The following is a 21,564-nucleotide window of genomic DNA, read 5'->3' as shown; positions in this document are numbered from 1 at the left end:
CCGTTCTCGAATCGATTCGACAGTACGATCCAGCCGGTCAGCGGCAGGATCGGGTGCAGGGGGATGACATGCCGCAGCTGCTTCCCCTGCGTCTGCTCGAAACGGTCGGCCTCCGCACCGCCCCGGTCGCGACGCCGATCGTCGAGCCCTCGACCGACACCGGGGGCCCGCTCGACATCGATCCCGCGCTGGAGCGCACGGCGCCCCTCTCGATCATCGCCCCGCGCCGCATCGGCGAGAGCGATCTCACCGTCTACCCCCTGTCGCTCGGCGCGAGCGTCTTCGGCTGGACGGCCGACGGCGACACCTCGCTGGCCATCCTCGACCGGTTCGCGGCCCTCGGCGGCAACTTCATCGACACGGCCGACAGCTACGTCGGCGGCCGCAGCGAGGTCCTCATCGGCAAGTGGATGCGCGAGCGCGGCAACCGCGACGACGTCGTGGTCGCCACCAAGGTCGGCCGGCACCACGAGAACCCCGGGCTCGGCTCGGTCAGCATCGTGCGCGCCGTCGAGGCGTCGCTCGAGCGTCTGCAGACCGATCGCATCGACCTGCTCTACTTCCACGACGACGACACCGAGGTCCCGCTGGAGGACAGCCTCGCGACCGCCGAGTGGCTCATCGAGTCCGGCAAGGTCCGCTACCTCGCCGCCTCCAACTTCAGTGCGGACCGGCTCATCGAGGCGCGCATCCTGGCGTCCTCCGGCCTGCCCAAGTTCGTCGCCATCCAGACCCAGTACAACCTCATGCACCGGGCCGAGTTCGAGAGCGCGCTGCGCATCGTCGCCGCGGCGCAGGGCCTGTCGGTGATGCCGTACTACGCGCTCGCGAACGGCTTCCTCACCGGCAAGTACCGCTCCAAGGGAGACCTCACGGCCGACGCGCGGAGCGTGCGCGCCTCCGCGTACGTCAACCGCCGCGGCCAGCGCGTGCTCGCCGTGGTCGACCGCATCGCCGCCGAGCACGCGGTCGCGCCGGCCAGCATCGCGATCGCCTGGCTGCTGGCCAAGCGCAGCATCGCGGCACCGGTGGCGAGCGCCAGCCGGCCCGAGCAGGTGGACGCGCTCATGGTCGCAGCCGGCATCCGGCTGACCCGCGCCCAGATGCTCGACCTGGACCGCGTCTCCGAGTAACCGAGGCTGCCGCCCCGCATCTGCCTGTTCCGGAAGATGTGCGCCGACCGGCCCCGGAACTCCGTGCGGCCAGTGAACGGAGCGGCGCGCCGCGCGAGAACTCCGGAGTTACTTCTCGCCGAGGATGCGCTCGAGGGAGCGGTGCAGCGCGGCTCCTGCAGCGATCGGGTCGCCCACGTAGCCGCCGGCCAGGGCGCCGTCGCGCGCGAGGATCAGGTCGTCCGCGGCGTCGCCGGGGCGCGGGTGCCCCAGGTCGCGGAAGAGCTGCTCGATCCTCTTGGCATACCAATCGCGGTGCGCGGTGACGGCGATGCGCACCGGGTGGTTCTCATCGGCGAACTGCGCGGCCGCGTTGATGAACGGATCGCCGCGGAAACCGGGGCGGATCGCCTCGTCGTTGATGGAGTCGACCAGCGCCCGCGCGATCTCGCGCGGGTCGTCGCCCTCCTGCTCGCGTGCGGTGAACCACTCGCGCACCTGGCGGTCGCGGCCCTCGACGTACGCGATGATGAGGAGGTCCTTGGAGCGGAAGTGCTTGTAGAAGGTCGCCTTCGTCACCCGCGCTCCCGCGATGATGCGGTCCACGCCGACGGTGTGGATGCCCTCCTGATAGAACAGCTCGTCCGCGGTTGCGAGGATCTTGACCTTCGACGGCGCAGGCGGCCGGATCGTCGCTCGGGCACTTACGACCATCGGGCGCGACTCCTTCTGTAGCGGGAGGCGGTGACCGCCTCCACAGGGATGGGAACCACCGGACCGGTCGGGACGGGGTCCGGGGGGATGCGACCGGTCCGGGTGGTGAGTCCAGTATATAGGTAGACAGACCAGTCTGTTTGTCCTCATTGAAGAGTCTCAGGCATTCCGGAGGCACTGGCGTAGGCTGGGGGGGATGAACAGCGCAGTCGACCTCCCTCTCGGTCTGGCCGACCTCACTTTCGCCGCATCCGGCGAGGCGCTGGTCCGCCGAACCGTCCTCCCCAGCGGCGTCCGCGTCCTCAGCGAGCAGGTGCCCGGTGCGCGCAGCGCCACCCTCGGCTACTGGGTCGCGGTGGGCTCGCGCGACGAGACGGACGCACCGGGGAGCCTCGGATCCACGCACTTCCTGGAGCACCTGCTCTTCAAGGGGACGCCCTCCCGCAACGCCCTCGACATCGCGATCTCGTTCGACTCCGTCGGCGGCGAGCACAACGCGATGACGGCGAAGGAGTACACCTGCTACTACGCCAAGGTGCAGGATCGCGACCTCGCGATGGCGGTGGAGGTCATCGGCGACATGCTGACGTCGTCGCTGCTCGACCCGGTCGAGTTCGAGAACGAGCGCGGCGTCATCCTCGAGGAGCTCTCGATGGCCGAGGACGATCCGGCCGACGTCGCCAACGAGCGGCTCTTCTCCGCGGTGCTCGGCGAGCACCCGCTCGGCCGCCCGATCGGCGGTCGCCCCGAGACGATCCGCGAGGCCTCGCGGGACGCGGTCTGGTCCCACTACCGGGCGAACTACCGGCCGCAGGACCTGGTCATCACGGCGGCCGGTGCCGTCGACCACGACCTGCTCGTCGACGGGGTCGTCCGTGCGCTCGCGGCCGCCGGCTGGGATCCCGCGGTGACGGCCGCGCCCGTCGCCCGCCGCTCCTCCGCCGCCGCACCTATCCGGCGCGGCGCCGCCCTCGTGACCGTGCAGCGGCCGACCGAGCAGGCCAACCTCCTGATCGGCGTCCCCGGGATCGTGGCGACCGACCCGCGCCGCACGGCCATGAGCGTCCTCAACTCCGTGCTCGGCGGCGGGATGTCGTCCCGCCTCTTCCAGGAGATCCGGGAGCGCCGCGGGCTGGCCTACGCCGTCTACTCGTTCTCGGGCTCCTACTCCGACGCCGGCATCTTCGGGCTCTACGCGGGCTGCGCGCCGGCCAAGGCCCGCCAGGTCGCCGAGCTGATGCTCGCCGAACTGCACCGCCTCGCCGACGACGGGATCACCCCCGACGAGCTGCGCCGCGCGGTCGGCCAGCTCTCCGGTGGCGCCGCCCTCGCCCTCGAGGACTCCGACACCCGCATGTCCCGTCTCGGCCGCGCCGAGATCAGCCTCGGCGAGTTCGCCGACCTCGACGAAAGCCTCCGTCGACTGCATCTCGTCACCGCCGACGACGTGCGCGACCTCGCCCGCGACCTGGCCGACCGCCCGGTCTCGGTCTCCGCGGTGGGGAGTGTGACCGACGATCTCCTCGTTGGTCTCGCCCCCTGATCCTCCGCTCGACGACATCCTCTTCCGAAAGGTCTCCCGGTGCCCCACTACCTCTACCTCGTCCGTCACGGCGAGCAGCAGGACGCCGAACATGGTCTCCCCGACGGCCCGCTCTCCCCTCGCGGCAAGCGGCAGGCGCAGCTGATCGCCGAACGACTGAGCGGCATCCCGTTCACCGCCATGTACCACTCGCCGCTCGTGCGTGCCGCCGAGACCGCGTCGATCATGGCCGAGCGGATGCCGGCTCTGGAGCCGGAGCCGTCGAGCCTGCTGTTCGACTGCATCCCGTCGGGTCCGACGCCCGACATGCCGAAAGCGTTCGAGTCGTTCTTCGGCTCGGTGACTGAGGCCGAGATCGAAGCGGGGCGCGCTCAGATGGACGACGCGGTGGGGGAGTTCCTGACGCCCGCGCTGGGCGACCGCCACGACCTCCTGGTCACCCACAACTTCGTCATCGGCTGGTTCGTGCGCCACGTCTTCGACGCCCCCGCCTGGCGGTGGCTCGGGCTGAACCAGGCGAACTGCGGCCTGACCATCATCCGGGTGCGTTCGGCGAAGCCACCGGTGCTCGTGGTCCACAACGACCTGGGACACCTCCCGGTCGAGCTGCGCACCGGGCTCCCGGAGCTGCAGCCGGTCTGATCGATCGGCCGCGCGGTCAGGGCGTGGACCTCAGTCCAGCGACTTGCCCAGCCAGTCCGTCGCGTTCGGGTTGCCGTTGTACGGCTGGATGTCCGCGTAGCCGTGCGAACGGTAGAGGGAGCCCGCGGCCTCTAGGCTGGCGTTCGTGTCGAGCACGATCTCGGTCGCCCCGAACCCCCGCGCGCGGTGCTCCAGCTCCGACAGGATGGCGCGGCCGAGGCCACGGCCCCGGTGGGTCGGCGACACCCACAGATGCTTGATCTCGTACCGGACGATCGGTGCGGCATCCTCCGTCTCGGCCACCGGGACCGTCAGCTCGCGGATCCCGCCGCATCCCGCCTCGCCGTCCTCGTCGTAGGCGAGCAGGAAGACGCCGGCCGGAGCGACGAACTGCCCCGGGTCCGGGAAGGTCGTGCGGTAGGCGCCCTGGGTCGCCGGGAACGTCGACGCGCGTTCGGCGAAGTAGTCCGCGAGCATCCGGTGGGCGGTCGCGTCGGTGACGGCGACATCTGCGAAAGACACCATCGCCCCAGAGTAGCGCCGCGCCCCGGCCGCGGCGTCGTCACGACGGGCCGCGCCGGGCGGGCTCCGTACGCAGGTAGGCTGTCCGGGTGACTATTCGCGTGGCCGTCGCGGGGGCGAGCGGAAAACTGGGAAGCGTGGCTGTCCGGCTCATCGAGCAGGCGGACGACCTCGAGCTCGTCGCGACCCTCGGTTCGGCGTCCTCGCTCGAGGAGATGTTCGGCGCCGATGTGCTCGTGGACATGACGCTGCCGCAGGTGAGTCCGGGCATCGTGGCCTTCGCCGTCGACAACGGGCTCAAGGTCCTCGTCGGCACGTCGGGCTGGTCCGCCGACCGGATCCTCGATCTGGAGCGTCGCGTGGCCGCCCACGAGGGCAGCGGTGCCGTCGTCATCCCGAACTTCTCCCTCGGCTCGGCCCTCGGCACCGCCTTCGCCACGGTCGCCGCGCGCTTCTTCGACTCGATCGAGATCGTCGAGACGCACGGCGCGACCAAGGTCGACTCGCCGTCGGGCACCGCGGTGCGCACGGCCGAGCTGATCGGCGCGGCCCGGGCCGGCCGCGGCCCGGTGGACGCGCCGCACACCGACCAGCGCGCCCGCGGCCAGCAGGTCGCGAGCGTCCCCATCCACAGCCTCCGGATGCGCGGCGTCGTCGCCGAGCAGCAGGTGATCTTCGGCGGAGCGGGGGAGACCCTCACGATCCGCCACGACACCGTCGGCCCCGAGGCCTACGAGGCGGGCATCCTCCTCGCGCTGCGGGCGGCCGCGACCGCGACCGGTGTGGTCGTCGGACTCGACGCGCTCGTCGACCTCGGCATCTCCGGACCGGACGGCGAGCCGCCGCGGCCCACCGTGCGCGAGGGCTGAGCCCGCCGTGAGGAACCGCATCGCCGCCATCGTCATGGCGATCATCCTGCTGGTGTATCTGGTGCTGGTCTTCCAGCGCTCGATCATGCTCATCGCCACCGGCGAACCGGTCGGCGTCGCCATGGGCATCGCGCTGCTCCTGCTCCCGATCATCGCCGCGTGGGCCATCGGCCGCGAACTGCTCTTCGGAGCCCAGACCGAGAAGCTCGTGCGCATCCTCGACGCCGAGGGCGGACTTCCGGTGGAGGACCTCCCGCACCGCGCGAGCGGACGTCCGCTGCGCGACGCGGCCGACGCCGAGTTCCCCGTGTACAAGGCAGAGGTCGAGGCGGAGCCGGAGAGCTGGCGCGCCTGGTTCCGTCTGGGGCTGGCCTACGACGCCTCGGGCGACCGGCGCCGGGCGCGCGAGGCGCTGCGCCAGTCGATCCGGCTCCACCGGGCCGAGGCGCGCACCGCGCGACCCTGACCGCGGCCCTCGAGGCGCGCGGTCCCGTCAGGCGGCCTTCGACGCGACCAGGTGCTCCATCGCGTCGCGGACCGTGGTGTCGCGGAAGACGAATCCGTCGTCCAGCAACCGTGCCGGGACCACCTTCTGGCTCGCCAGGAGCAGTTCGCGCCCGGCGTCGCGCAGGGCGAGGGTGACCGCCTTCTCGGGCACCGGAAGCCCGTACGGGCGGTGCACGGCCGCCGCGAGGGCGCGCAGCACTCCGCCCGCCGTCGCGGGGGTCGGGCCGACGATGTTGACGGGCCCCTCGAGCGTCGACGTGAGCAGGTGCACGATCGCCGCGGCCTCGTCGTGCAGGCTCACCCACGGCCAGTGCATCCCGCCGCCGGCGATCGGCCCGGCCAGGCCGAGCCGCGCGACCGGGAGCAGCGGCTTCATCGCCCCGCCGCGTCCGATGACGAGACCGGTGCGCAGCAGCACGACCCGCGTCTTCTCCGGGGCGAGCCCCGCCGCGGTCTCCCAGGCCTCGACGACATCCGAGAGGAATCCCGTGCCCTTCGCCGAGTCCTCGGTCAGCTTCTGACCCGGCCGGTCGCCGTAGAACCCGACGGCCGAGCCGCTCAGGAAGACGCGCGGAGGGCTCGACGCCTGGCGCATCGCGTCCGTCAGAGTGCCGGTGGCCTCCAGGCGCGACGAGAGAATGCGGCGCTTCGTCGCCGGCGTCCACGGCAGGTGGTTGAGCGACGCGCCCGAGAGGTTGACGACGGCGTCGGCCGTCTCCATCACGTTCACGTCGATCATCCGGGTGGAGGGCGACCAGTGGAACTCGTCCGCGGACTGCGGACGGCGACGCACGAGCCGGCGCACCTCGTGCCCCGCTGCGGCGAGCCCGCGGACGAGCTCGGTGCCGATCATGCCGGAGGCCCCGGCGACGAGCACCTGCATGGTTCAGACCAGGCTGGCGGTGAGGGTGATCGGGATGCCGACCAGCGCACGCGAGACGGGGCAGGTGCGCTTGGCCTCGTCGGCGAGGCGCTGGAAGTCCTCGGCGGACAGGCCGGGCACGGTCGCCTCGACCGTGAGGTGGCTTCCGGTGATGCCCTCGGCGGGGTCGAACGTCACTGCGGCGGTGGTCCGGATGCTCTCGGCGGTGGAGCCGAAGCCCGCGAGGATGTTCGAGAAGGCCATCGAGAAGCAGGAGGCGTGGGCCGCACCCAGCAGTTCCTCCGGGGTCGTCACGTCGCCGCCGCCGTGCGAGCGCGCCTTCCACGTCACGGGAAGGCTCGCGGCGCCCGACGAATCGAGCGTGACGTTCCCGGAACCGGACGTGAGGTCTCCGGTCCAGACGGTGGTGGATTCGCTGGTGACGGGCATGAGTACTCCTGTTCGTCCCGCCACGGGACGGCGGGTTCGTCCAGACTACTGGCGGCCCGGGGCGGCTCCCGCGGCGTCCGGGGGATTCCCGGTTTGACCGCTCAGACCGCAGGGCCGCTCGCGGCGGGGCGTCGACGGACCAGTCCGGCGCGGACCAGGAGGAGGTAGATCTGGCAGCCCAGGCAGTAGCCGAACACCGAGTTCAGGAAGGCGGCGACGAAGGCGAGGCCGGCGGCGACGGGCAGCGCAAACGGCACGCCCACGACGTGCAGCAGCAGGCCGACCGCCGTCACGACGAGCCCGACGCCCTGCGCGAAGGTCGGCGGGGCCGGATCCTCGCGCTCGGCGGGCGGGGCCAGGCGCGGCTGGACCAGCCGCCGGTAGAGCACGCCGTAGGGATGCCGCCGGATGCCCGCGAAGGCGCCCCAGGCGAACAGCAGCGCGATGGCCAGCAGGAGCAGCGCCGCCGCCGTCGTCGCTCCGATCAGGGCGAGGAAGACGACCACCAGCAGGAGGACGGCGGTGATGCCCGCCCCGAACCGCGGAGACCGCGGGTCGATGCCGGCAGGGCGGTCAGGCTGAGACATGGTCGCTCCCGAGGATGCGGTCGAGGGTGGCCCGCACGTCGGCGGGACGGACGGCGCCGCCGATCCGGGCGCGCACGGCGCCCGTCGCGTCGAGCACGAGGGTGGTGGGGGTCTGCAGCACCGAGAAGCGCTGCGCGAGGTCCGGGCGCGTGGTGAGGTCGACCTCCACGTGGGCGACGCCCTGCCGACCGCTCGCGGTTCCGTCGAGGACGCGGGACGTGGCCGGGCAGAGGGCGCAGAACTCCGTCGAGAACTGGAGGAGGGTCGCGCGCTCCCCGAGCGCGGCGGCCCCGACCTCGTCGGCGCGGACGACCGGGGAACGGCGTGCCGCGCGGGCGCGCCCGGTCGTGGCGCGCCAGAGCAGGCCCGCGACGGTGGCGACGGCCACCAGTGCGAGCAGGACGCCGAGCGCTGCGATGCCGTTCATGGTGCGCCGACCCTACGCGCGGGCACGTCGCGCGCGCAGGGTTTGTGTCGGAAGATGACGGGCCCGGCGGGGAGGCGCCGCCCCGGCGCGACCCGATAACCTGGACCCATGTCTTCCTCTGCGAACCCGTTCGGCCAGGTCCTCGTCGCCCTGGTCACCCCGTTCACCGCCGATGGCGAAGTCGACTGGGCCGGCGTGGAGAAGCACATCGACGACGTCATCACCGCGGGTGCGGACGGCATCGTCGTCACCGGGACCACCGGCGAGACGTCCACCCTCACCGACTCCGAGAAGCTCCGGCTCGTCGAGGTCGGCAAGTCCGTCTCGGCAGGCCGGGCCAAGATCATCACCGGCGGCGGCTCGAACGAGACGGCGCACGCCATCCAGCTCTATCAGCAGAGCGAGAAGGCCGGGGCCGACGGCGTCATGGTGGTCACCCCGTACTACAACAAGCCGACGCAGGCGGGCATCCTGACCCATTTCCGGATGATCGCCGACTCGACCGATCTGCCGGTCATCCTGTACGACATCCCGGGTCGCACCGGGGTGCCGATCAAATACGAGACGATCCTGCGCATCGCCAAGCACCCCAACGTGCTGGCCATCAAGGACGCGAAGGGCGACTTCAGCGAGGTCAGCCGGGTGCTGAACCAGACCGACCTGCTCTACTTCTCGGGCGACGACGCGAACGTGCTCCCGCACCTCGCGATCGGAGCCAGCGGTCTGATCGGGGTGACGGCGAACATCGCCCCCACCCCGTACCGTCAGATCGTGGACGCCGTGAACGCGGGCGATCTCGCCACGGCGACCGCCGCGCACCAGAAGCTCGAACCCCTGGTGCGTGCGGTCATGACGCACGTCCCGGGGACGGTCGCGGCGAAGTACATCCTCCACGGCCTCGGCCGTATCTCCAGCCCCCGCGTCCGGTTGCCGCTCGTCGGCCCGGAGGAGTGGGAGGCCGCACAGATCGAGGACGAGCTCGATCTGGTCAAGGACATCCCCGGTGTGGACTTCTCCAACTTCCGGCCGGACCGCAACGCGGCCGCCGGTGGAGCGCTCCCCAAGATCGCCGGGACCACGCGGTAGGGGCCGCCGTCACCAAACGGCCCGGGCGCGACGCGCCCCCGACTCATTCGAAACACCTTTAGGAGGGCATATGCCCAACCTCGTCACCGATCCGCCCGCTCTCGAACCCGGAACGCTCCGCATCATCCCGACGGGCGGTCTCGGCGAGATCGGCCGCAACATGACCGTCTTCGAGTACGAGGGCAAGCTCCTCATCGTCGACTGCGGCGTGCTCTTCCCGGAGGAGAACCAGCCGGGCGTCGACCTGATCCTCCCGGACTTCGCGCCGGTGCGCGACCGTCTCGACGACGTGCTCGGCGTCGTGCTCACGCACGGCCACGAGGACCACATCGGCGCCGTCCCGTACCTGCTGAAGCTGCGCGCGGACATCCCCCTGATCGGCTCGGGGCTCACCCTGGCCCTGGTGGAGGCGAAGCTCAAGGAGCACCGCATCCAGCCGTACACGCTGTCGGTCAAGGAGGGACAGCACGAGCAGCTCGGGCCGTTCGACCTGGAGTTCGTCGCCGTGAACCACTCCATCCCGGATGCGCTCGCCGTCGCCATCAAGACCCCGGCCGGCGTCGTGCTGCACACCGGCGACTTCAAGATGGACCAGCTGCCGCTCGACGACCGCATCACCGACCTGCGCGCCTTCGCCCGCCTCGGCGAGGCGGGCGTCGACCTCTTCATGGCCGACTCCACCAATGCGGACGTCCCCGGCTTCACCCCGCTCGAGCGCTCGATCGGCCCGGTGCTCGACAACGTGATCGCCCGCGCGCCGCGCCGGGTCATCGTCGCGAGCTTCTCCAGCCACGTGCACCGCGTGCAGCAGGTGCTCGACGCCGCCCACGCGAACGGCCGACGCGTCGCGCTCCTCGGCCGCTCGATGGTGCGCAACATGACCATCGCGGCCGAGCTCGGGTACCTGAAGGTGCCGGAGGGCGTGCTGATCGACTACAAGAAGGCGTCGGACCTCCCCGACGACAAGATCGTCTACATGTCCACGGGCTCCCAGGGCGAGCCGATGGCTGTCCTCGCCCGGATGGCCAACCTCGACCACCAGATCGAGGTCGGGCCCGGCGACACCGTCATCCTCGCCTCCAGCCTCATCCCGGGCAACGAGAACGCGGTCTACCGCGTCATCGACGGCCTCACCAAGCTCGGCGCCAACGTCGTGCACAAGGGCAACGCGAAGGTGCACGTGTCGGGCCACGCGGCCGCCGGCGAGCTGCTCTACTGCTACAACATCCTGAAGCCGCGCAACGTCATGCCGGTGCACGGCGAGTACCGGCACCTGGTGGCGAACGCGAAGCTGGCGATGGACACCGGCGTTCCGGAGAAGAACACGATCCTCGCGGAGGACGGCACCGTGGTGGATCTCCGCGACGGCGTCGCGCGCGTCGTCGGACAGCTCGACCTCGGGTTCGTCTACGTCGACGGTTCCAGCGTGGGCGAGATCACGGACGCCGACCTCAAGGACCGGCGCATCCTCGGCGAGGAGGGCTTCATCTCCATCATCGTCGTGGTCGAGGCGGCGACCGGCCGCATCGTCACCGGGCCCGAGATCCACGCCCGTGGATTCGCGGAGGACGACGCGGTCTTCGACGCGGTCAAGCCGAAGATCGCCGCGGCGCTCTCCGAGGCCGCGCAGAACGGCGTGCGCGACTCGCACGCCCTCTCGCAGGTCGTGCGCCGCACGGTCGGGCGCTGGGTGAACACCAGCTACCGCCGCCGGCCGATGATCGTCCCGCTCGTCATCGAAGCGTGATCGCGGACCGACTCATTCACTGAGGTACCGGGCGAGGGGCCCGGCAGACGAAAGGCAGCAGCAGATGGGGGTTATGCGGCGCTGGGTGTTCCCGGTCCTCAGAATCGTCGTGATGGCGGCGATCGCCGTCGCACTCGTCAAACTCGCGTTCTTCCCGAGCGGCGAGGCGACGGCGGCCGATCCGGCCGTGCCGACGGGGGAGCTGAGCGATCCCGTCACCGCGGTCGCGACGGGCACGATCGTGAACGACGTGCGGGTGACGGGGTCGATCGTCGCCGACGACGCCGTGCCCGCGCGGGTGACCGCGGCCGGCACGGTCAACGAGGTGCAGACGGCCGTCGGGAAGCACGTGGAGGCCGGCGACGTGCTCTTCGACGTGAAGATCGAGACGCCCCGCGACCCGGTGGTCGCCACCGCGCCCGACGGCTCGCAGACCGTCACCGAGCGCAAGCCGCTGGTGACCTACTCGGCCGTCACGGCGCCGATCGCAGGCACCGTGAGCGAGCTGCCCGTCCTGAGCGGTCAGACCGTCGCGATCGGCGACAAGGCGGGCGCGGTCGCGCCGCCGACGTTCTCGGCCACCGCCTCCCTCCCGCCCGAGCAGCAGTACCGGCTCGTCGAGCGCCCGGACTCCGCCTCGGTCACCGTCAAGGGCGGACCTGCTCCGTTCACCTGCACGGCGCTGTCGATCACGACCCCGCCGGCGACGGCCTCGGAGGCGCCCTCGGGCGCAGCTCCGGGCGCCGGGACGTCGTCGGGTGCGGGAGGTTCGGGGTCGGGCTCGACGACCACCGTGCGCTGCGCCGTCCCCGGCGACGTCACCGTCTTCGCGGGGCTCTCCGCCGACATCACCATCTCGGCCGGCACGGCGGAGGGCGTGCTCACCGTCCCGACCACGGCCGTGAAGGGCTCGGCCGAGAAGGGGATCGTCTACGTCCCCGACGAGGCCGGCGGAGACCCGAAGGAGGTCGCGGTCACGCTCGGCCTCACTGACGGAACCTCCGTCCAGATCACCGGCGGGCTCGCCGAGGGCGACACCATCCTGGAATTCGTGCCGGGAGCACCCGCGACGGGTGCGGACGGCTGCGTGCAGGTCGGCAACGGGACGGTCTGCTCGGGGACCGCGGCGCCGTGAGCCTGCTGCGACTCGACGGCGTCACCAAGACCGTCCGCATCCCGGATGCCGAGCCGCTGACCATCCTGCACGGGATCGACCTCGAGGTCGGCGCAGGCGAGCGCGTCTCGGTCGTCGGCCGGTCCGGTTCGGGCAAGTCGACGCTGCTCAACATCCTCGGGCTCCTCGACGCCCCGAGCGGCGGGGAGTTCGCGTTCGACGGTGCGCCCGTCCACCGGCTCGGCGGCGGGGCACGCGACCGGCTCCGCGGAGACGCGGTCGGCTTCGTCTTCCAGCAGTTCAACCTGCTCTCCGGCCGGACCGCCCTGGAGAACGTCGTCACCCCGCTGCTGTACGCGCGGGGCCGGCAGTTCTGGCGCCGTCGGGAGATCGCGGCGGCGATGCTCGACCGCGTCGGTCTCGGCCATCGTCTCGACGCCCGTCCCGAGGTCCTGTCGGGCGGCGAGCAGCAGCGCGTCGCGATCGCCCGCGCCCTCGTCAGGACGCCGCGGCTCATCCTCGCGGACGAGCCGACCGGAGCGCTCGACGTCGAGACCGGTGCCGACGTCATCGACCTCCTCGAGGAGGTCGCGGCCGAGAACGACGCGGCCCTCGTGGTCATCACGCACGACCCCGCGGTCGCCGCGCGCTCGGTCGTCCGCTACCGGCTGGAGGCCGGGCGGCTGCACGCGGCGAGCGAGGTCGTCGCATGAGGGCCGTCGAGTCCCTGTGGGGCGCGATTCTCGAGGCGTGGCAGGAGCTGCGCATCCACCGCACCCGCGTGCTGCTGTCGCTCATCGGCGTCGGCGTCGCGGTCTGCGCGCTCAGCTCCGTCGTGGGACTCGCGAACATCGCCGAGCAGTCGCTGCGCGAGAACAACGAACGCTACGGCGGCCGCCCGGCACTGATCTCGGTCTACCCCGGTGACGGAACCGTCAGCGCCGAGCGCAGTCAGGCCGTCTGGGCGCAGATCGTCGAGCGACACGGCATCACGTACACCTCCCAGGTGCAGGGCGGGAGCGTCCGGGTCCAGTTCCGCACCGGGGCGATGGAGGTCCAGACGCAGACGGTGGACCAGCCGTACGCCGCCATGCATCGCACGATCGTCAAGCAGGGACGCTGGTTCACGGACGCCGATGCCGCGAACCTGGCTCCGTCGCTCGTCGTGAACGAGGACTTCTGGAACCGGCTGGGCAGCCCGTCGCTCGACGCGCATCCCACCGCCACCGTCCTCCGCGGCGAGCAGAAGGTGACGGCGGTCGTCGTCGGGGTCGTCCGCACCCCCGACCAGCCGGATCAGCCGAGTGCGCTCGTCCTCGGCGCGGGAGCGCCCGCGCTCGTCTCGTCCGACCCCGAGATGTACGGTTCGCCGACGCAGGAGGCCTGGGTGCCGCCCGAGGTCGGCGCCGAGATGACGAGGGCCATCACCGCCGAGTTCGAGCGCTCGCTGGGCGTCGGCGCGGTCAGCGTGAACCGCTCCGACTACCAGGCGTACCAGTCGGAGGATCCGCTGCTCTTCCTCAAGCTGCTGGTCGGAGGGATCGCCGGTCTGATCCTCCTGCTCGGTGCGCTCGGCCTGATCAACATCGCCATGGTGACCGTGCGCGGGCGCATCCGCGAGATCGGGATCCGCCGCAGCGTCGGCGCGACCGCCGCCCGGGTCTTCTTCGCCGTGATGATGGAGAGCGTCGTCGCCACGAGCGTCGCGGGCGCCGCGGGTGTCGCGCTGGCGATCCTGATCGTCAAGAGCCCCTGGGTCGAGGAGCTCGTGGGGCGGGGGATGGTGGCCGACCCGCCTCCCTTCCCGGCCGAGGCCGCGATCCTCGGACTGGTCGCCGCGACGGCCGTCGGCGCGATCGCGGGTCTGCTCCCGGCGCTGGTCGCCGTACGGGTGAAGGTCATCGACGCGATCCGGTACTGAGGCACGTGTCGCCGGAGCAACCGTAACCTCCGCGAAACACGGAGACGAGTAGCGTTCCCCCATGAGCGGATACCGGATCCGCCCGGCCGCGGGCGACGATGCGCGGGCCATCGCGGACATGCTCGTCGAGGCCGTGAACTGGAACGCGCTGCGGGCCCGCCCCCGGGTGACCGTGCTCGAGGACCCGTTCGTGTCGCGCTACATCGCGGGCTGGATGCGTCCGGGCGACTTCGGCTGCATCGCCGAGGACCACAACGGCACCCCGGTCGGCGCCTGCTGGGCGCGGCTGTTCCCGGCCAACGCGCCGGGCTCCGGATTCGTGGCGGTCGGCGTCCCCGAGCTCACGCTCGGGGTGAACCCGCAGTGGCGCGCGCACGGGGTGGGCCGGGCCCTCTTGAAGGAGATCGCCCGGCGCGGGGCGGCGACCGGGGTCGCGCGCCTCAGCCTCAGCGTCGACCGGGCCAATTTCGCCCAGCGTCTCTATGTGAGCGAAGGCTACGTCACGGTGGCGTCCGACGACCGGGCGGATGTGATGGTGCGCGCTCTGCGCTGAACGGCCGATTCTCGCGTTTCCAGGCGCGGGATCCGCGAGCTGTCGCGGGTGCGAAGTACCGTTGACCCCATGGCTACGAGCACCAAGTCGAACGCGCGCTCCGGCGGTTCCGGCCGCGGCAGCTCGAGCGCGCGCAAGCCGGCGTCGAAGACCGCCGCACAGAAGACGGTGGCCTACCCGGCCGCCGACGCCGCACCGAGCCCTCTCGTGCGCGCCTGGATGGGCCTGGCCCACCTGACCGGCGGCGCCTTCCGCGCACTCGGCCCCGAGAAGCTGAGCAAAGAGGAGCGCCGCGACGGCTTCCCGTTCTTCCTCGTCCTCCTCGCCGTCGCCGGTGCGGTCGTGGAGTGGTTCCTGATCAACGACCAGGTCGCGCGCACGCTCGACGCCTGGACCTTCGGCGGCCTGTTCGGCCGCGTCGCGTTCGCGCTGCCCGTGATTATGGTGCTGTTCGCCGCCTGGCTCTTCCGGCACCCGAGCTCCGTGCACGACAACACGCGGATCGGGATCGGCCTGAGCATCCTGCTGCTCATGGTCTCCGGCCTGTGCCACCTGTTCAGCCACCATCCGACGCCCAGCGACGGGATGATGGCGCTCGCCCAGGCGGGGGGCGTGCTCGGCTGGCTGATCGCGGCGCCGCTGTCGCTCCTGATCACGCCCTACGGCGCAGGCGCGGTGATCATCGTCCTGCTCCTGCTCAGCCTGTTCATCATCACCAAGACGCCGCCGAACAAGCTCCCGGCCCGCATCCGCGAGCTGTACTCCTACCTCTTCGGCGCCCAGCTGGCGACGGACGAGGAGCGCCAGGAGGCGCGCGAGGCCGCCAAGGAGGCGAAGACCAAACAGGTCCCGCTCGACGGCGTCGACGACGACGAGCCGGAGCCCGAGGGCAACCTGCCCTGGTGGCGGCGCAACAAATCGCAGCGCGAGGAGGACCCGGAGTACGACGGCTCCGGTCGCGACAGCCTCACGGAGGTCTTCGGCGAGCCGACGCGCGGCAAGGGCGAGTTCGCGACCCCGCTCGAGCCCGACCCGTCGAGCGACCACTACAACACCGAGGTGCTCGGTGAGCTCGCCCTGGCGGAGGACGCCCTCAAACGGTTCACCGGCGAGGTCCCCGCCACGGCCGTCGCCGCGGCCGCGGTCCCGACCGCGCCTGCCGTGCTCCCCGGCTTCCAGGCGGGGGCACCGGACTTCGACGCGTCCACGAGCGTGCCCTCGGACGGCGGTCCAGCCGCTCCCTACCACCTCCCGTCGGCGTCGATGCTGTCGCCGGGAACCCCCGCGAAGCTGCGCTCGAACGCCAACGAGGAGATCGTCGCGGCGATCACCGAGGTGCTCACGCAGTTCGGCGTGGATGCCAAGGTCACCGGATACTCGCGCGGCCCGACGGTCACACAGTACGAGATCGAGCTGGGGCCGGGCGTCAAGGTCGAGCGGGTCACCGCGCTGAGCAAGAACCTCTCGTACGCGGTCGCCAGCAACGAGGTGCGCATCCTGTCGCCGATCCCCGGCAAGAGCGCGATCGGCGTCGAGATCCCGAACTCGGACCGCGAGATCGTCTCGCTCGGCGACGTGCTGCGCTCCCCGGCCGCCACCAAGAGCGTGCACCCGATGACCATCGGCGTCGGCAAGGACGTCGGCGGCGGCTACGTCGTCGCCAACCTGGCCAAGATGCCCCACCTCCTCGTGGCCGGTTCGACCGGTTCGGGCAAGTCGAGCTTCGTCAACTCGATGATCACCAGCCTCCTGATGCGGGCGCAGCCCTCGGAGGTGCGCATGGTGCTCATCGACCCCAAGCGGGTCGAGCTGACCATCTACGGCGGGGTGCCCCACCTGATCACGCCCATCATCACGAACCCCAAGAAGGCCGCCGAGGCGCTGCAGTGGGTCGTCAAAGAGATGGACATGCGCTACGACGACCTGGCGAGCTTCGGCTTCCGTCACATCGACGACTTCAACAAGGCCGTGATCAACGACGAGATCGTGCTGCCGGCCGGAAGCGAGCGCACGCTCAAGCCGTACCCGTACCTCCTGGTGGTGGTCGACGAGCTCGCCGACCTGATGATGGTCGCCCCGCGCGACGTCGAGGACTCGATCGTGCGCATCACGCAGCTCGCCCGTGCCTCCGGCATCCACCTGGTGCTCGCGACGCAGCGGCCGTCGGTCGACGTCGTGACGGGACTGATCAAGGCCAACGTGCCGTCGCGACTCGCCTTCGCGGTCACCAGCGTCACCGACTCGCGGGTCATCCTCGACCAGCCCGGCGCCGACAAGCTCATCGGCCAGGGCGACGGGCTCTTCCTGCCGATGGGCGCCTCCAAGGCCGTCCGGGTGCAGGGGGCGTGGGTCAACGAGGACGAGATCCAGAAGGTCGTCGAGCACGTCACCCGGCAGGCGCGTCCCGAGTACCGGCAGGACGTCACCGAGGCCGCGGAGAAGAAGCAGATCGACTCGGACATCGGCGACGACCTGGAGCTGCTGCTCGCCGCCGCCGAGCTCGTCGTCTCGTCGCAGTTCGGCTCGACCTCCATGCTGCAGCGCAAGCTGCGCGTCGGATTCGCGAAGGCGGGCCGCCTGATGGACCTGCTCGAGTCGCGCGAGATCGTCGGCCCCTCGGAGGGGTCGAAGGCGCGTGACGTGCTCGTCACCGTCGAGCAGCTGGCCGACGTGCTCGGGCGCCTGCGCGGCGAGGAGCCGGCCGCACGCCCCGCTGCTCCCGCTGCCGCTCCCGCCGCCGGTCCGGCCGCGGCTGCCCCAGCGGCTCCGCCGGCTCACCCCGCGGACGACGACCGGTACGGATCCGACCCGGTCGCGGCGATGACCGAGGGCTATCCTGAGGTGGACGGCGACTCGGGTGAGGACGCCTGGCAGCTGACCGGCAGGGAGTAGATGAGCGCGATGGCGTCCGAGACACCCCCGCTGGCGGGAGCCCCGGTTCCGCGGCCGAGCAACTGGAACGTGCCCAACGTGATCACGGTGGTGCGCATCCTGCTCGCCCCGCTGTTCGTGTGGATGCTGCTGGCCGACGCCGGCGCCGACGGGTGGCTGCGCTGGGCGGCGGCCGTGCTGTTCGTCCTCGCGATCGCGACCGACGGGGTCGACGGCGCCATCGCGCGCCGCAACAACCTCGTCACCGACCTCGGCAAGCTGCTGGACCCGATCGCGGACAAGGTGCTGACGGGCGGCGCGCTCATCTCGCTCTCGATCCTCGGCGAGCTGCCGTGGTGGGTCACCATCGTCATCCTGGTGCGCGAGATCGGCATCACCCTCTACCGCTTCGTCGTGATCAGGCAGGGCGTCATCGCCGCATCGCGCGGCGGCAAGATCAAGACGATCGTGCAGTCCATCGCGATCTCGCTCGCCCTCTTCCCGTTCTGGACGGTGCTCGGCGACTGGGTCTTCTGGGTCAACGGCGTCTTCATGACGCTCGCCGTCATCCTCACGGTCGTCACCGGTCTCGACTATCTCTGGCAGGCCTGGAAGGGCCACCGGGCCAAGCGTGCCGCTGTCTGATCCGACCGCCCGGCTGATCGCCCGCCTCCGCGCGACGGGCCGGACCATCGCCGCGGCCGAGTCGCTCACCGGCGGGGGGCTGACGGCCGAGCTCACCCGCATCCCGGGTGCGTCCGCCGTGGTGCTCGGGGGAGCGGTGGTCTACGCGACGGAGTTGAAGCACGCGCTCCTCGGGGTGGATGCGGACCTGCTCGCGGCCGAGGGGCCGGTGCACCCGCGGGTCGCAGCCCAGCTCGCCGAGGGGGTGCGGCGCCGGCTCGCGGTCGGCGGCCGCCCGGCCGACATCGGTGTGGCGACGACCGGCGTCGCCGGACCGGACCCGCAGGGCGGCCGGGAGGTCGGCACGGTCTTCGTCGGCATCGCGTCGGCGTCGGGCACCCGCGTCGTCGAGCTCGCCCTGTCCGGGGACCGCGACGCGATCCGGCGTGCGACGGTCGAGCGCGCCGTCGCGGAGCTCATCGCCGAGACAGGCGCCTGACGTGCCTGCGGACGCCCCGGAAAGCCGCGGGAATAGCCACTGTTTCCGTCTCGTTACATCTGCTGCATTCACAAGAAAAGCCCAGTCGTCGCCGATATCGTGAACATCAGGGATGCGGTACAGTTGCATCCCATCGATTCGTCGGCAGGGTAGAAAAGGAGGCTCCGAATGATTCTTGTACGTCAGGAAATCGGCGACGTGCTCAGGGACTTCCGCCTGCAGAAGGGCCGCACGTTGCGGCAGGTCGCCAGCAAGGCGAGCGTAGCCCTCGGCTATCTGAGCGAGGTCGAGCGCGGTCAGAAGGAGGCGTCGAGCGAGATCCTCGCGTCGGTCGCCGATGCTCTGGACACCCCGGTCTCGGTCATCATGCGTGAGGTCGGAGACCGCATCGCCGTCCTCGAAGGCCTCGAGCCGGTCATCCCCGACACGGTCCCGGACGAGTTCGTCACGGCGATGGAGTCGCCGCTGGTCTCTCGCTGACCCCACATCCCATCCAGACTCGAAGGCGCCCCGCGTGAGCGGGGCGCCTTTCGTCATGCCCCACCCGTGAGAATGGACCCATGAAGCTCAGCGAATTCCAGCGCGCCGTCGTCGACGAGTTCGGCAGCAGCTACGGCCAGGCGGTGCTGACCGACCTCGTGCTCGGCGAGGTCGGCGGCCGCACCGCCCAGCAGGCGCTCGACGCGGGCGTGCCGGCGCGGGAGGTCTGGCTCGCGCTCTGCCGCGAAGCCGGTGTGCCCGCGTCGCACTGGTACGGCGCCGGGCGCCCGGCGCCGAAGCCCTGACTCCGACACGCCGATTCGAACGACTCGAAGATATGTTCGGAAGTGGTTAGACTCGCTTCACAACCGCAATCGAAAACGAGTTGCCCACAGATCTCCCGGACGACGGCCCCGTGTCGGACGTTCCTCGTACAGTCGAACTCGTCAGCGAAGCGTAAGAAGGAGAACCGCACATGCCATCACCCGCAGACCGCGAGAAGGCGCTCGAGACCGCACTCGCGCAGATCGACCGTCAGTTCGGAAAAGGCTCGGTCATGCGACTGGGCAGCGACGATCGCGCCCCGGTGGAGGTCGTCCCGACGGGCTCGATCGCCCTCGACGTCGCGCTCGGCATCGGCGGACTGCCGCGCGGCCGCATCGTCGAGATCTACGGTCCGGAGTCGTCGGGTAAGACGACCCTGACCCTCCACGCCATCGCCAACGCACAGCGGGCCGGCGGCATCGCGGCCTTCATCGACGCCGAGCACGCGCTCGACCCGGAGTACGCCCGCAAGCTCGGCGTCGACATCGACGCCCTGCTCGTCTCCCAGCCCGACACGGGTGAGCAGGCGCTCGAGATCGCCGACATGCTGGTGCGCTCGGGGTCCATCGACCTCATCGTCATCGACTCCGTCGCCGCGCTCGTGCCCCGCGCCGAGATCGAGGGCGAGATGGGTGACTCCCATGTCGGTCTCCAGGCGCGCCTCATGTCCCAGGCGCTCCGCAAGCTCACCGGTGGGCTCAACCAGACGAACACCACGATGATCTTCATCAACCAGCTGCGCGAGAAGATCGGCGTCTTCTTCGGAAGCCCCGAGACCACCGCCGGTGGTAAGGCGCTCAAGTTCTACGCGTCGGTGCGACTCGACATCCGCCGCATCGAGACCCTGAAGGACGGCACCGACGCGGTCGGCAACCGTACCCGCGTCAAGGTCGTGAAGAACAAGATGGCACCGCCGTTCAAGCAGGCCGAGTTCGACATCCTCTACGGCGTCGGCATCTCGCGCGAGGGCAGCCTGATCGACTTCGGCGTGGAGCACGCCATCGTCAAGAAGTCCGGTGCCTGGTACACGTACGAGGGTGACCAGCTCGGTCAGGGCAAGGAGAACTCGCGCAACTTCCTCATCGCCAACCCCGACATCGCGGCGGAGATCGAGACGAAGATCAAGATCAAGCTCGGCATCATCCCCGACCCGAACCCGGCCGCGGCTCCCGTGGCCGAGGCCGAGGTCGACTCCATCGAGGAGAAGCTGCGCGCTCGCAAGGGCGCGTGACACGGGCGGCGGGCGGTCCGCCCGCCGCCTGTCCATCCGTTCGTCGCACGAGGAGATCTGCATGGTCGTGAGATTCCCGTCCGATCCTTTCGGCGGCGAGCAGGGTGACACCCGCGCTGACGCAGACGGTGTCACCGGGGGAGAGCATCTCGCCCCGGTGACGCCGTTGCGGCGCAACGCGACACCTCGCGAGGGCAGCACGCATCCGGCTGGCAGCGGTCGTCGGGTGGGCGGCTCTTCCGGTCACGAGCCGGCCGGGGAGGTCGTCGAGCTTCCCGGTTCGACACGATGGAACAACACCTGGGGCGACGAGGGACGGGCCGCGGGCGCCCGTTCCGGATCCGACCCGGAGCCGGTGGAGCCGGCGGACGACGAAGCCGACCGGCAGAGCAAGAAGGTCTCGGCCGTGACGATCCGGCAGCTCGCGCGGCGGGGGATGTCTCGCTGGGAGCTGGAGCAGGTGCTCCTCAAGCGCGAGATCGAGCCGGAGGCGTTCGGCCCCGAACTCGACCGGCTCGAGGCTCTCGGCGTGATCGACGATGCGTCGCTCGCGGTGAGCCTGGCCTTCACACAGCACAGCCGGAAGGGTGTGGGTCGGAGCGTCATCGAGCAGGACTTGAAGCGGCGCCACATCGATCCGGAGCTCATCGAGATCGCCCTGGCAGACATCGCCGACGAGGACGAGCTGGAACGCGCCACCGAACTCGCCGTCAAGCGCATCGGCCAATTGTCGTCCTACGACGACGAGACGGTCCGTCGACGGCTCCACGGCTACCTCGCGCGCAAGGGCTACAGCTCCGGCATCGTGCGTCAGGCGATGGATGCGGCATTCGTCTCCCGCAAGCGGGGCGGCGTGCGGTTCCAGTAGCCGTTCGGATC

24 protein-coding genes are annotated in these 21,564 nt (G+C 70.9%); 18 read left to right on the top strand and 6 right to left on the bottom strand.

The window, feature by feature from the left end; genetic code table 11:
* Positions 1-68: 68 nt before the first annotated feature.
* Positions 69-1,133 carry an aldo/keto reductase gene (locus tag ACFVU2_RS11790; protein ID WP_387874201.1) on the top strand — a complete coding sequence of 355 codons (1,065 nt, stop codon included), beginning with the start codon at positions 69-71 and terminating at the stop codon, positions 1,131-1,133.
* A gap of 108 nt (positions 1,134-1,241) precedes the next feature.
* Here ACFVU2_RS11790 and ACFVU2_RS11785 read toward each other — a convergent pair whose 3' ends face one another.
* Positions 1,242-1,826 carry a TetR/AcrR family transcriptional regulator gene (locus ACFVU2_RS11785; protein ID WP_387874198.1) on the bottom strand — a complete coding sequence of 195 codons (585 nt, stop codon included), beginning with the start codon at positions 1,824-1,826 and terminating at the stop codon, positions 1,242-1,244.
* A gap of 196 nt (positions 1,827-2,022) precedes the next feature.
* Here ACFVU2_RS11785 and ACFVU2_RS11780 point away from each other — a divergent pair, with 196 nt between their 5' ends.
* Positions 2,023-3,369, top strand: coding sequence for a M16 family metallopeptidase (locus tag ACFVU2_RS11780; protein WP_387874196.1), 1,347 nt, complete (start codon positions 2,023-2,025; stop codon positions 3,367-3,369).
* A 39-nt stretch (positions 3,370-3,408) separates the two neighbouring features.
* Positions 3,409-4,011 carry a histidine phosphatase family protein gene (locus tag ACFVU2_RS11775; RefSeq protein ID WP_025158355.1) on the top strand — a complete coding sequence of 201 codons (603 nt, stop codon included), beginning with the start codon at positions 3,409-3,411 and terminating at the stop codon, positions 4,009-4,011.
* A 30-nt stretch (positions 4,012-4,041) separates the two neighbouring features.
* Here the strand turns inward: ACFVU2_RS11775 and ACFVU2_RS11770 are convergent, their stop codons facing one another.
* Positions 4,042-4,536: a GNAT family N-acetyltransferase gene (locus ACFVU2_RS11770; RefSeq protein WP_387874194.1), complete on the bottom strand. Its 495-nt coding sequence runs from the start codon at positions 4,534-4,536 to the stop codon at positions 4,042-4,044.
* Positions 4,537-4,622: 86 nt separating this feature from the next.
* Between ACFVU2_RS11770 and dapB the strand changes: the two genes are divergently transcribed.
* Together dapB and ACFVU2_RS11760 are read left to right on the top strand one after the other, a co-directional pair.
* Positions 4,623-5,402 (top strand): 4-hydroxy-tetrahydrodipicolinate reductase, encoded by a 780-nt coding sequence (dapB, locus tag ACFVU2_RS11765; protein WP_387874192.1) that lies wholly within the window; start codon positions 4,623-4,625, stop codon positions 5,400-5,402.
* A 7-nt stretch (positions 5,403-5,409) separates the two neighbouring features.
* A complete protein-coding gene (locus tag ACFVU2_RS11760) occupies positions 5,410-5,868 on the top strand; it encodes a tetratricopeptide repeat protein (RefSeq protein ID WP_387874189.1) in 459 nt (152 codons plus the stop codon).
* 27 nt (positions 5,869-5,895) lie between these two features.
* On the opposite strand, the gene ACFVU2_RS11755 is transcribed toward ACFVU2_RS11760, so the two are convergent.
* The 4 genes from ACFVU2_RS11755 to ACFVU2_RS11740 form a co-directional block, all read right to left on the bottom strand.
* Positions 5,896-6,792, bottom strand: a complete 897-nt coding sequence (locus tag ACFVU2_RS11755; protein WP_387874187.1) for a TIGR01777 family oxidoreductase — start codon at positions 6,790-6,792, stop codon at positions 5,896-5,898.
* Positions 6,793-6,795: 3 nt separating this feature from the next.
* Complete coding sequence (locus ACFVU2_RS11750) at positions 6,796-7,221, bottom strand: OsmC family peroxiredoxin (protein WP_387874185.1); 426 nt, start codon at positions 7,219-7,221, stop codon at positions 6,796-6,798.
* A gap of 101 nt (positions 7,222-7,322) precedes the next feature.
* Entirely contained in the window at positions 7,323-7,808 is a 486-nt protein-coding gene (locus tag ACFVU2_RS11745; RefSeq protein ID WP_387874184.1) for a DUF4395 domain-containing protein, read from the bottom strand.
* A complete protein-coding gene (locus tag ACFVU2_RS11740; RefSeq protein ID WP_387874182.1) occupies positions 7,795-8,235 on the bottom strand; it encodes a TlpA family protein disulfide reductase in 441 nt (146 codons plus the stop codon). Before ACFVU2_RS11740 ends, ACFVU2_RS11745 begins: the two co-directional genes overlap by 14 nt.
* Before the next feature lie 108 nt (positions 8,236-8,343).
* Between ACFVU2_RS11740 and dapA the strand changes: the two genes are divergently transcribed.
* The 13 genes from dapA (at position 8,344) to ACFVU2_RS11675 (ending at position 21,553) form a co-directional block, all read left to right on the top strand.
* Positions 8,344-9,321, top strand: a complete 978-nt coding sequence (gene dapA / locus ACFVU2_RS11735) for a 4-hydroxy-tetrahydrodipicolinate synthase (RefSeq protein WP_387874181.1) — start codon at positions 8,344-8,346, stop codon at positions 9,319-9,321.
* A gap of 70 nt (positions 9,322-9,391) precedes the next feature.
* Entirely contained in the window at positions 9,392-11,068 is a 1,677-nt protein-coding gene (locus tag ACFVU2_RS11730) for a ribonuclease J (protein ID WP_387874178.1), read from the top strand.
* A gap of 112 nt (positions 11,069-11,180) precedes the next feature.
* The gene (locus ACFVU2_RS11725) at positions 11,181-12,203 is read left to right on the top strand and encodes a hypothetical protein (protein ID WP_387874175.1); all 1,023 of its coding nucleotides are present in this window, start codon (positions 11,181-11,183) and stop codon (positions 12,201-12,203) included.
* Positions 12,200-12,895, top strand: coding sequence for an ABC transporter ATP-binding protein (locus ACFVU2_RS11720; protein ID WP_387874173.1), 696 nt, complete (start codon positions 12,200-12,202; stop codon positions 12,893-12,895). The genes ACFVU2_RS11725 and ACFVU2_RS11720 overlap by 4 nt, the downstream gene beginning before the upstream one ends.
* The gene (locus ACFVU2_RS11715; protein WP_387874172.1) at positions 12,892-14,103 is read left to right on the top strand and encodes an ABC transporter permease; all 1,212 of its coding nucleotides are present in this window, start codon (positions 12,892-12,894) and stop codon (positions 14,101-14,103) included. The genes ACFVU2_RS11720 and ACFVU2_RS11715 overlap by 4 nt, the downstream gene beginning before the upstream one ends.
* 61 nt (positions 14,104-14,164) lie before the next feature.
* Positions 14,165-14,656: a GNAT family N-acetyltransferase gene (locus tag ACFVU2_RS11710; RefSeq protein WP_387874169.1), complete on the top strand. Its 492-nt coding sequence runs from the start codon at positions 14,165-14,167 to the stop codon at positions 14,654-14,656.
* 69 nt (positions 14,657-14,725) lie between these two features.
* Positions 14,726-17,548 carry a DNA translocase FtsK 4TM domain-containing protein gene (locus tag ACFVU2_RS11705; protein WP_387874166.1) on the top strand — a complete coding sequence of 941 codons (2,823 nt, stop codon included), beginning with the start codon at positions 14,726-14,728 and terminating at the stop codon, positions 17,546-17,548.
* A gap of 9 nt (positions 17,549-17,557) precedes the next feature.
* The gene (gene pgsA, locus ACFVU2_RS11700; protein ID WP_387874164.1) at positions 17,558-18,172 is read left to right on the top strand and encodes a CDP-diacylglycerol--glycerol-3-phosphate 3-phosphatidyltransferase; all 615 of its coding nucleotides are present in this window, start codon (positions 17,558-17,560) and stop codon (positions 18,170-18,172) included.
* A complete protein-coding gene (locus ACFVU2_RS11695; protein ID WP_387874161.1) occupies positions 18,159-18,650 on the top strand; it encodes a CinA family protein in 492 nt (163 codons plus the stop codon). The genes pgsA and ACFVU2_RS11695 overlap by 14 nt, the downstream gene beginning before the upstream one ends.
* 168 nt (positions 18,651-18,818) lie before the next feature.
* Positions 18,819-19,130, top strand: a complete 312-nt coding sequence (locus ACFVU2_RS11690) for a helix-turn-helix domain-containing protein (protein ID WP_387874158.1) — start codon at positions 18,819-18,821, stop codon at positions 19,128-19,130.
* A gap of 80 nt (positions 19,131-19,210) precedes the next feature.
* Positions 19,211-19,435, top strand: coding sequence for a DUF3046 domain-containing protein (locus tag ACFVU2_RS11685; RefSeq protein ID WP_387874156.1), 225 nt, complete (start codon positions 19,211-19,213; stop codon positions 19,433-19,435).
* A 170-nt stretch (positions 19,436-19,605) separates the two neighbouring features.
* Positions 19,606-20,685: a recombinase RecA gene (recA, locus tag ACFVU2_RS11680; RefSeq protein WP_387874155.1), complete on the top strand. Its 1,080-nt coding sequence runs from the start codon at positions 19,606-19,608 to the stop codon at positions 20,683-20,685.
* A gap of 61 nt (positions 20,686-20,746) precedes the next feature.
* The gene (locus ACFVU2_RS11675) at positions 20,747-21,553 is read left to right on the top strand and encodes a RecX family transcriptional regulator (protein ID WP_387874152.1); all 807 of its coding nucleotides are present in this window, start codon (positions 20,747-20,749) and stop codon (positions 21,551-21,553) included.
* The last annotated feature ends 11 nt before the right edge of the window (positions 21,554-21,564 follow it).

Source organism: Leifsonia sp. NPDC058194, from assembly GCF_042883605.1.
GTDB lineage: Bacteria > Actinomycetota > Actinomycetes > Actinomycetales > Microbacteriaceae > Leifsonia.
Note: the sequence above shows the minus strand (reverse complement) of the source record. Positions and strands in the feature narration are given on the sequence as shown.